Origin of the sequence: Natronohydrobacter thiooxidans (assembly GCF_001884735.1) — a bacterium.
Lineage (GTDB): Bacteria > Pseudomonadota > Alphaproteobacteria > Rhodobacterales > Rhodobacteraceae > Roseinatronobacter > Roseinatronobacter thiooxidans_A.
Genome location: NZ_MJAP01000028.1, coordinates 1 through 10,091 on the forward strand (window position 1 = coordinate 1; position 10,091 = coordinate 10,091).

11 protein-coding genes are annotated in these 10,091 nt (G+C 56.8%); 2 read left to right on the forward strand and 9 right to left on the reverse strand.

The genetic code is table 11. The features are described 5' to 3' along the window. Positions 1-258: 258 nt before the first annotated feature. The 8 genes from BG457_RS12440 to BG457_RS12475 all read right to left on the reverse strand — a co-directional run bounded on the left by BG457_RS12440 (position 259) and on the right by BG457_RS12475 (position 7,357). Positions 259-990 (reverse strand): SDR family NAD(P)-dependent oxidoreductase, encoded by a 732-nt coding sequence (locus tag BG457_RS12440; protein WP_071797504.1) that lies wholly within the window; start codon positions 988-990, stop codon positions 259-261. A 39-nt stretch (positions 991-1,029) separates the two neighbouring features. Next, positions 1,030-1,755, reverse strand: a complete 726-nt coding sequence (locus tag BG457_RS12445; RefSeq protein WP_071797505.1) for an NAD(P)H-dependent oxidoreductase — start codon at positions 1,753-1,755, stop codon at positions 1,030-1,032. A gap of 2 nt (positions 1,756-1,757) precedes the next feature. Further along, on the reverse strand, positions 1,758-2,684 hold the full coding sequence (gene kce / locus BG457_RS12450) for a 3,5-dioxohexanoate:acetyl-CoA acetone transferase (RefSeq protein ID WP_071797506.1): 927 nt from the start codon (positions 2,682-2,684) through the stop codon (positions 1,758-1,760). Between the two features lie 8 nt (positions 2,685-2,692). Then, the gene (locus tag BG457_RS12455; protein ID WP_071797507.1) at positions 2,693-3,964 is read right to left on the reverse strand and encodes a TRAP transporter large permease; all 1,272 of its coding nucleotides are present in this window, start codon (positions 3,962-3,964) and stop codon (positions 2,693-2,695) included. Continuing rightward, a complete protein-coding gene (locus tag BG457_RS12460) occupies positions 3,964-4,476 on the reverse strand; it encodes a TRAP transporter small permease (RefSeq protein ID WP_071797508.1) in 513 nt (170 codons plus the stop codon). Before BG457_RS12460 ends, BG457_RS12455 begins: the two co-directional genes overlap by 1 nt. 134 nt (positions 4,477-4,610) lie before the next feature. Further along, on the reverse strand, positions 4,611-5,609 hold the full coding sequence (locus BG457_RS12465) for a TRAP transporter substrate-binding protein (RefSeq protein ID WP_071797509.1): 999 nt from the start codon (positions 5,607-5,609) through the stop codon (positions 4,611-4,613). 59 nt (positions 5,610-5,668) lie between these two features. Further along, the gene (locus BG457_RS12470) at positions 5,669-6,568 is read right to left on the reverse strand and encodes a cupin domain-containing protein (protein ID WP_071797510.1); all 900 of its coding nucleotides are present in this window, start codon (positions 6,566-6,568) and stop codon (positions 5,669-5,671) included. 3 nt (positions 6,569-6,571) lie between these two features. After that, positions 6,572-7,357 carry an HpcH/HpaI aldolase family protein gene (locus BG457_RS12475; protein ID WP_071797511.1) on the reverse strand — a complete coding sequence of 262 codons (786 nt, stop codon included), beginning with the start codon at positions 7,355-7,357 and terminating at the stop codon, positions 6,572-6,574. 110 nt (positions 7,358-7,467) lie between these two features. On the opposite strand from BG457_RS12475, the gene BG457_RS12480 reads away from it, so the two are divergent. After that, complete coding sequence (locus tag BG457_RS12480; RefSeq protein ID WP_071797512.1) at positions 7,468-8,268, forward strand: IclR family transcriptional regulator; 801 nt, start codon at positions 7,468-7,470, stop codon at positions 8,266-8,268. 19 nt (positions 8,269-8,287) lie between these two features. Here BG457_RS12480 and BG457_RS12485 read toward each other — a convergent pair whose 3' ends face one another. Beyond that, positions 8,288-9,208: a DUF6282 family protein gene (locus BG457_RS12485; protein WP_071797513.1), complete on the reverse strand. Its 921-nt coding sequence runs from the start codon at positions 9,206-9,208 to the stop codon at positions 8,288-8,290. A 334-nt stretch (positions 9,209-9,542) separates the two neighbouring features. Between BG457_RS12485 and BG457_RS12490 the strand changes: the two genes are divergently transcribed. After that, positions 9,543-10,091, forward strand: a 549-nt coding sequence (locus BG457_RS12490) for an antitoxin of toxin-antitoxin stability system (RefSeq protein ID WP_071797514.1), incomplete at its 3' end; no start/stop codon positions are given.

A 10,091-nucleotide genomic window follows, 5' to 3' on the forward strand; every position in this document is an offset into this window, starting at 1 on the left:
CCAATAAAGGGCTACGCGACACCGTTCCTGAACTTGGCATAGAGTGGCAGCCTCAGCGCTAACTACGGACAGAAGCATATCCCGGCGCGGGAAACCCCTCAGCACCCTGAACAAACGGCAACGCCGTTATCCCACAATAGATGTGAGATGCGAACCTCACCTCGCAGATACGTAATTTAGCGGGGCTTGCTTTTGTGAAGAAACCAACTTGACTCGAAACGCCCTGTTACAGAAGTGACAATCAACACCCATTCATGCTCAGAGCAACCCACCGTCCGCCCGTATGGTGCGGCCCGTGATCCACGCGGCGTCATCTGAGGCAAGGAACGCCACCACTCCCGAAATGTCACCAGTTTGACCGATCCGGCGCAAGGGTGTGCTGATCTCGATTTCCGCGCGGCGGGCTTTAAGGACATCGGCGGTCATGTCCGTCTCAATCAGTCCAGGCGCCACGGCGTTGATCGTGATGCCGCGCGGGCCGAGTTCCTGACTGAGCGCGAGGACCATCGTTGACACTGCGGCCTTAGACGCGGCATAGACTGACGACCCGGACAGCGGCGTCTCAGCGAGGCGGGAGCTGAAGTGTACGATCCGACCGCCGGTCTCCATAACCTCTGCTGCCGCTCGCGTCAGGCACAGCATGCCGCGCACGTTGGTTCCGAAAATAGCCTCATAATGATCCGGGTCAGCCTTTTCTAACGGGCGGTAGTGCCCAAGACCCGCTGCGTTGACCAGTATGTCGAGACGGCCGGTGATCCGGACACAGTCACCGATCAGACGATCACAATCAGCGGGAACCGAGATATCGGCGGCCATCGCTTGTGCGGCGTGCCCAAGAGTGGCCGACAGCGCCTCGGCCTCCACCATGCCGTTCCGGCAGACAACGAATACGCGTGCGCCCCCGGCGGCGAGCCGCCGGGCGACAGCTGCTCCGATTCCGCGCGACCCCCCTGTGATGACCGCAACCTTTCCTGTGAAATCCGTGCTCATGTTAGTCTCCCTTGGGCCGGTTCCGTCGGAATGCTGGTTCTAGATCGGCCTGTTCCATGCGGCGTCGGGGGTCGTGTCAAGCGCCGTGCGCCAGTCGTCGGTTCGGACTACCGGTAGTGCCGCCATTGCCACCACCGCCTTCGCGAAAGCAGCAAGATGTGCCTTGCGGGCCGTATCATCCGATCGGGGCACACCGTGCGCAACATAGTCGGGTGCTACATCATAGCCCATATACTCCAAGGTCAGGCGCCGGACGGGCATCAGGATCGGTCCGATCGGTCCATAGACCCCATCATCGGAAAACCGCTCAACGCTACCACCTGTTGTCACTCCGATCATTGCACGCCGCCCCTTGAAAACGCCCGTGTCAAACCGGCGTCCGTCCACGTAGCCGAAACCGTAGGCCAGAACCCTGTCGATCCATCCTTTGAGAATCGCGGGTGGTGCTCCCCACCACAATGGAAATTGCAGAATCAGATTATCGGCATCCACGATGCGGGCCTGTTCGCGGGCGATATCCTTCGCGAAGGCCCCAACCCGGGCCGCATGTGCCTGTTCGGATTGCACCTGAAATCGGTCCGCATCGGCAACACTGGTCATGTCATGCCGACCTATATCGGGTCGGAAACCTTCGTTGTAAAGATCAGAGACCTGAACCGAATGCCCAGATGCGATAAGCGCCTCAGCCGCCGCGCACGCCATCGCATGGGTGAACGACTTCGGTTCAGGGTGGGCAACAACGATCAAGACAGTCTTGTCGGCCATGATTAGAAATCCACTTTGTCGCCGCCCTTGAGGGCAAGGATTTCCCGCGCCTCGTCAGGTGTCGCGACCTCGTACCCCATGTTTTCGATTATCTCGCGGGCCTGTGTCACCTGCTCCGCGTTACTGACGGCAAGTTGGCCCCGCCGGGCGTAAAGTGAATCCTCGAGGCCCACCCGCAGATGCCCGCCCAGCAAGAGAGACTGCATAGCCATCGGCATTTGGTGACGTCCCGCGCCGAGTACCGACCACCGGTAGTTCTCACCAAAGAGCCGGTCTGCCGTTCTACGCATATGCATTACGTCCTCGGGGTGCGCACCGATGCCTCCCAAAATGCCGAGCACTGACTGCACAAAGAACGGTGGCGTTACGATCCCGCGTCGGACGAAATGATCCAGCGTGTAGAGGTGCCCAATGTCGTAGCATTCAATCTCGAACCGGGTCCCGTTGCCGGAACAAGTTGTCAGGATACCTTCAATATCGGCAAAGGTATTGCGGAACACTCGATCCCGAGACCCTTCGATATATGGCTTTTCCCAGTCGTGCTGAAACTCCGTCATCTTGTCGAGGATCGGGTAGAAACCAAAGTTCATAGATCCCATGTTGAGAGACGCGATCTCAGGTTTGAATACAGACGCGGGTCGTAGTCTTTCTTCGACGGTCATAGTAGGAGCCCCACCCGTTGTTATGTTCACCACGGTGTCCGAGCGCTGTTTGATTACTTTGAGAAACGGTTCGTAGGCTTCTGGAGTTTGGTCCGGGGCCCCGGTCTTTGGATTGCGCGCGTGCAGATGCACGATGGCCGCACCGGCCTTGCGCGCGCCAAGCGCGGCCTCGGCGATCTCAGACGGAGTGATTGGTAGATGCGGTGACATGGATGGGGTATGGATCGACCCAGTAACCGCGCAGGTGATGATGATTTTACGGGACATTCACAACCTCAGAACATGAAATTCGGAATAAGGAGAGACAGCGCCGGGACTAGGGCAATCAGGGCGAGAACGGCGATGCAAATTCCTACTAAGGGGAGTGCCTCGCGGATGACGCGCGTGACGGGTTCGCCCGAAATGGCCGAGGCAATGAACAACAGAATACCAACAGGTGGTGTTGCCATGCCGATGACGACGTTCAAGACCACGACAGTGCCGAACTGGACCGGGTCCATGCCTATCATCGCCTGAAACTGCAATAAGATAGGCATCGTAAGGATCAGGATCGAGATTGGTTCCAGAAACATACCCAGAGCGAGGAGAAACAGGTTCAGCATGAGCAGGATCAGCCACGGGTTGTCCGTGATGGTGAGAACGAGCTCGGCGATGTGCTGGGGGACCTGTTCCAGCGTAAAAACAAAGGACACAATGGATGCCATTGAGGTGATGAACAGGATTGACGCCGAGACAAGCGTGGTGGCAATCATCGCCTCCCACACACGACGCATGGTCAAGTCGCGGTAAGCAAAACCGATAACGAGAGCATATGCGACGGCGACGGCGGCGGCCTCGGTTGGAGTGAAGATGCCCGCCTTGATGCCGACAAGTATGATCGCGGGAAGGAACAGCGCGGGCAGAGTCCGCCCGGTTGCCTTCCAACGCTCACGTCCCATCATCCGTTCGGTCACCGGAAAACCGTCACGCTTTGCGCGCCAAGACGCGTAGGTCAAGAGACCCAAGGCGATAGCGATACCTGGAACGATCCCCGCCAGGAATAACTGCCCGATCGACGTGCCGGACAGAACGCCATAAATGATCATTGTGATGGATGGTGGAATGATCGGCCCCATCACCGATGAAACCGCAATGAGCGCAGCGGCATAGGCTGGGGGTGTGCCCTGCTTAGACATGGTCGGAATGAGGATGGAACCAAGAGCGGAAGCTTCGGCTGTAGCACTGCCCGATATACCAGCGAAAAAACCCGAGGACAGGACCGAGACCGAGGACATGCCACCCCGACGGTGACCCACCATCGCGCGGGCGAAATGCACGATACGATCCGTCACCCCTCCGACGTTCATCAGCGCGCCCGCTAGAAGGAACAGCGGAATGGTCAGAAGGACGAACTGGTCGATCCCGGCCATCATCCGTTGCGGTAGCATTAGCACCATCGCGCCGTTGCCCGAGAGGTAAAGATAGGCCGTACCAGCGATACCGAGAGTCAGTGCAATCGGAACTCCGGACGCCAGGAGCCCAGCAAATATCAGGAAAAACGCACCCATTAGCTCTGTTGTCCTCCGTTCGAGCGAACCTTTTGCATTTCGTTACGTTCGTCTTTTTTTGTAGCGCCGGTCATGGAAGCGTACCCAGAAACGACATCGGCGATGATATGCAGGATCATGAGTGCCGATCCTACGGCGACGGAAAAATAGACATACTTGATCGACATCCCTAGGGAATTGCCCGTCAGTGAGCTCCAGATGAAATCAAGGGCCGGGATTGTTTGGTTGGAAAACCGTGACGCATAGTCGGCGCCATAGAACGTAATAATGACCAGAAATGCGACGATTGGAATTGCGCCAACTGCCTTTAGCAACCATTTGCCGCGGTCCGACAAGGCGGAGGGCAGAAAGTCCAAAGACACGAACTCACCCTTTGAATAGGCCAGTCCGAGAACCAGAAAAGTCTGCCAGATGAGAAGGTAACGACAAAGCTCTTCGGCCCAGATGAGCGACCCGCCCATCACATAGCGCGTCCAAACCTGGGCAAGCATGACGACGACAATGATTGCCATCGAAGTTCCCGCAAGAAACCGCACGACAGCGAAATAAGCACCGACGAGTCTTGAAAGGGCTGTGGGAGTTCGCATAGTGCGACTTTCCTTCTGAAGGTGCGGCCACCACCTATCTGGGTGGAGGACCGCAAAGTTCAGGCAGTAGCGCGGGCGGCTTCGACAAATTCGGCGATCAGCGGGTCTTTCTGGGCCCACTCATCGGTCAGCGGTGCCATCTTGGCCTGCATTTCGTTGAGGTCATCGAGTGGGATGATCTCCACGCCCTTATCCTTCAGTTCTTCGCGACTGGTCAAATCCTGCTCTTCAGCATAGGCCAGCGTCGCCACGACAGCCTTCTTGCCGGCTTCGCGCATTGCGGTCTTCTCTTCGTCAGAGAGGGTATTCCAGAACCTTGTCGAGACAACGTTGACCGCGTGCCACGGATAATGCCCGGTAAGAGTGAAATTTTTTCCGACCTCCCAGAGGTTTTCGCCCAGCATTGAGGACACGTTGATCTCAACTGCGTCAATCACTCCGGTCTCGAGCGCACCATATATCTCGCCATACGGCAGCCCGACCGGAGCCGCACCCAGAGTTTCCCAGATCGCCTTATGCAGTGGCACCGGAACAATACGGGTCTTGAGACCACTCATGTCTGCAACGGTCCTGACCTTCGACCTGACAGAAAGGAAGTGCCGCTGGCCGATGTCCGCAGTGCTCAGCCCGACAATACCCGCTTGCTCCAGATCGTCCTGCATTTTCGTACTGATTGGGCTCAGCGCCAGCTTCTTGAAGTGATTATAGTCCTTAACCAGGAACGGAAGCTGCCAGGCATCGAAGGCGGGGCGCCCGGTTACCAACGGAATCAACACCCCGGAGACCATCGCCATCTCGACAGCGCCCGCCACGGCGGACTCGAGGTTCTGCCTGTCGTCGCCAAGTTGCCTGTTTGGAAAGATTTGGACATTAAACGCGCCAGGCATTTGCTCCTCGAGCGCCTGCGCAAAGCTGGAAGCCAGCTTATGGCCCGGATGGATTTCGTTCGAAGCATGGGCCAGCCGGATCATCTTGCCCGCCGCGCGGGCAATGTGCGGTGCGGCGAGGGTTGCCCCAATAGCGGCACTAGTTTGCAACAGCAGTCTTCTCGTGATCATAGTAAGTCTCCTCCCCTGTGTTTGATCGGCAATCGCCGACCTGAAGTCTTGTCAGTCGATCAGTCTGGCATCGGGTAATCTGCGGCGTTCAGTACCCAGCCCAGTTTCTCGGAAAAGTCCCGGCGGGGTGGGCAGAAAATGTCGACCAGTTGGTTGTGCCCCTCTCCTGTCGCGCGGGTGGTGTGGATCAGCGGCGGCGGGATCACCAGCGCCGACGGCGAAGCCATCGACACAGTCCGGTCGCTTTGCCAATCAGCCATGTCCGTGGTCCAAGGCCAGCGCAGATGGTGATCGAACTGACCTTCAATGGCGAGCGAGCATTGCTCAAAATCGTCGTGATGGTGTGGTGACATCTTGGATGGATCGCGCGGCCCTTCGAATGGGTCCAGCACGTTGATCATCATTGTGGTACACCGGAAGATACGCCCGAAACGACCTTCTTCCTTTGGCACGTCCAGACTGTAGTGCCGCACTTTCCAGCCGCCAACGGGATCCGGCCAAGCCTCAAGCGGAGGGATGTGGCTGCGCGGCGTATCGTATCCCCGGGAATTCGAACAGGCCTCGGCCAGATCCGCCGATCGAATCGAAAACAGCCGTATCATCCGCCCGCCGCCCGGTAATGTAATTGTACTTTCACCGGCGGGAACAAAGGCAATGGACCAGCCCGGCACCTCGGTTGTTGTGCCATTCCAGTCGATCACTGCACCTGACTTAGGCAGCATCACCGCATATTCGTCCGGCTGATCCTTGCGTGAGAAGCTTCCGCCTTCAACCGCTTCGGTCCAAGTCAGAATAAAATTGTGTCCGCGCACCATCCAGATTTTTCCGGATGCATCATCTATTTGGGGTACCTCACGATAGAAATACGCCTCTTGCGGTTCAGCAACGAGTCCCGTCTCAGACGCTCTTGGGAACCCTTCTGAAGCCAGTGCAGAACGGGGGTCTGACTTGTCGTACATTTCTCAGTATTTCCTTGCTTGCTTGATCGCATCCGACATTATCGAGTGTGCCCGCATAGCGGCACTTCTGATAAAACCTTGGTCTGACGAAAGTATGAATACGCTCGCACCCGCTTTGGCCAGCATCGCCGCGTCATCACACGATCCAGGCAGTACTGCGACAGTTCGCCCAGCCTTCGTCGCAGCGGCTTGAACTATTTCGGTCGCCTCCCGTACCTTGGCTGCCGAATCTGTCTCCCGAGAAAAGGCTGCGCTAAGATCGCCACGACCAATGAAAACGCCGTCCAATCCCTCGACTTCCAAGATCTCGTCAATATTTTCGAGGGCTTCTGGATCCTCGATCATCGCGATGATCGCCACCCGTTGATCTTCTGAGCGTATATGCTCGTCCTGCCCGGTCTGACCGAACCCCCCAGCCCGCGTAGTAGGCGCGAAGCCTCGATTGCCACCGTGATACCGTCCGGCAGCGACGATGGCCCGCGCAGTTGCGGCGTCTGTAACGTGTGGAACTAGGATGCCATCTGCGCCACAATCCAAGACAGACAAAATGGTGGCCGGGTCGGGGCTTTGTACACGCACGATTGCGCCAATTCCCCAAGCCCTGCAGGCCAGCACGATCCGGTCAGTAGTCTCACGATTGAAAGGGGAATGCTCTTCGTCAATGACAACAAAGTCGTAGCCAATGCTCCCCATAACTTCAGCTGGCATGGTTGCGGGTACCTTCAGAAAGGTTCCATACATCACTTCCCCCAAGAGAAACCTGGCACGGAAGTTGCGTTTGTGAGCCATACAGAATCCCCCTTGTGTTTCGCGTATAAGAACGCTATCCTCCTATACGAAACATGGGTTACGCAAATCATAAAGTCAACCCCCACTGTCCACTACTCAGGTTGTCTGTCATGCCGAAAATATCATCTGAAAAAACTGAAGGCGTTCAGAGCGTTGTCCTCGCACTCTCAATTCTTGAAACCTTAGGAGATGCGCGAGGCCACCTTGGTGTAACATCTCTTGCTGAGTCGCTCGGGACCACGAAAAGCAGGATCCACCGGCACCTTCAGACCCTTGTTCAGCAAGGGTATATCGTGCAGTCCCCGCTAACGGAGCGCTACCGACTGGGGTCAAAACTGATTGAACTCGGCAATGCCGCCATTAGTTCGTCGGACATAGTCGGTATCGCATCTCAACCGATGCGCGCCCTTAGAGACCAATGTGACCAAGCCGTTATCTTGGGGCAAATAGAAGAGGAAGGGATTCGCATCCTAACAACGCTTAGCGGCAAGGCGGCGGTTGAAGTTGGCGTTCGGCCCGGTTCAGTCCTCGACTTTTCAACATCAGCACAGGGCAAGATGGCGTTAGCCTTCATGTCCGAAAAACATCGCGAACGGGTCTTTGCCCGTCCGCTGCCTGAGGCGACCCCGTATTCCATTACGGATCTCAATGTTCTTAAAAAGCACCTACAGGACATCCGGGCACGCGGCTGGGCGGAAGCACCGAATGAGGCTGCCATAGGCTTGAACGCTCTCGCTTTCCCAGTTCTGGGCCCCTCAGGGGAACTCTTGGGCAGCCTGGCGATTGTTGGATTGACCCAGTTCATCAAGTCACCACCGGCAGAAGATCAGATCAGGGCTGTCGGGACGGCTGCAGAGCAGATTTCAAACGTGCTTGGTTACTACGGCCAGCTACCCGGTACTTGGCGCTGACCGAAAAGTTTGGACTATCTTAGTCGTTCAGGCCGATCACGTTGGCTGCATTGGTCGCGACCATCGCGTGTATCTGGGCGTCTGAGTAACCCTGTTCAATGCACGTGGCGACGCCGCGACGCATTCCCGCTAGTGGCAGGATGTTTCCGACTTGCCCAAGATCGGAACATAGGATCGTACGCTCCGGTCCGACATGATCAATGAACATCCGAAGCTCTTCGTTGGTCCGGTTACGGAACTTCGATCCTTCGATAAAATATGCAAGTGAATGCTCCAGATACGCGCCCATGGCCGCGATCGCCTCCATGTCGTCGATCGTAGCACCCACAATATCCTCCGGATGGGTGAAAATCAGCCTTTCAATGCCGCGTTTGCGGGCCTCCTCGAAAACTACCCGGGTTTCTGAGGCATGGATGTGCCCGCTGGCAAGCGCCATTCCCGAACTCGCCACCACATCCAGCACGTCTAGGACCTCGGGGCGCAACTTACCGTCCTCGAACAGCGGGATCGCTTGTGCTGGGCGGATCTTCTGCGTGGTTGCTGGATGCACACTCTCCGTTGCGTTCGCCCAGTTTAGGTGATTCTCCGCCGCGAGGGTTGGCAGCCAGACGATCCGCCCATCTGTCGCAGCGCAATGTTCGACCGCATAAGGATTGAAGCCCCCGATCACGTTGTTAAGTACGATGCTGGACAGGACCTGCGTTTTCAGGTCGGGATAATGAGCACGGATCAGCGCAGCGGTCATTGTCCCAGCATAATCGTGATCCTTTGTCACCGCCGCCGCAAACCCCGCATCCGACAGAACCTTGGCTAGATCCAGATGATCGATTGCACGCTGAGCAATGGATGGACCGCTGTGCACATGAGGATCCACGGCACCCTGTAGGATCTCACTGATTCGGTCGGCCTGATGGCGCTCGATCGTTTCAACTTCTGTCATGAGTTTTCTCCCGATGCGCTATCTTCTCGACGCTTGTTTCATGGTTCAGATCAAAGTTCTGCCTGCCGGAACATTGCAATGATTATTTCTGGCCTCCCAGATTGTCAATCCTCGGGCTTAACTGTCTGACGTCAGCACCTGTGGGAAAGATTTGATAATTTGAACAACGAAGGGTTTCTGGTTCATCGTAGCCTTTAAGGAGCGATGAACAAGAAGCCCGGAACATCGAAAGACGCAGCTGACAAGCACGCCATTATCATCGATGTCGCCGCGACGCCCGCGCGCCTCAGCCAAGAAATCGTGGCCGCCCACATCGCAAGAGAGGATTTTCGAGATGCCCGAACAGGTATGTGTAACCGTCTATCAGTTTGAAGAACTGTCAGACGCCGCCAAAGACAAGGCCCGCGACTGGTGGCGCGCGGGGGGCATGGATTATGACTGGTGGGAGGGCGTCTATGACGACTTTGCCCGCATCTGCGAAATCCTTGGCGTTGACCTCAAGACCCGCGCAACACGCCGGATGAACGGCAGCACCGGAAAGCAGCTTTGTGTCTGGTTTCGCGGATTCAGCAGCCAAGGGGACGGGGCGTGCTTTGAGGGCGTGGCCTCATATGCCAAGGGAGCCGCGCGCGCGATCCGCGATTATGCCCCCCAGGACAAGACCCTTCACAGCATCGCAGACCGTTTACAGGACGTGCAGAAGCGTAATTTCTACCAGTTGCACGCAGCAATCAGCCATCGCGGCCATTATTACCACGAGTATTGCATGGATATCAGCGTCGAACGCAATAGCCAGACATATCAGGTCATGACCGACGACGCCGAGGATATCATGATCGAAGCAATGCGCGATCTGGCCCGCTGTCGCGTAGCCCTTTATTGG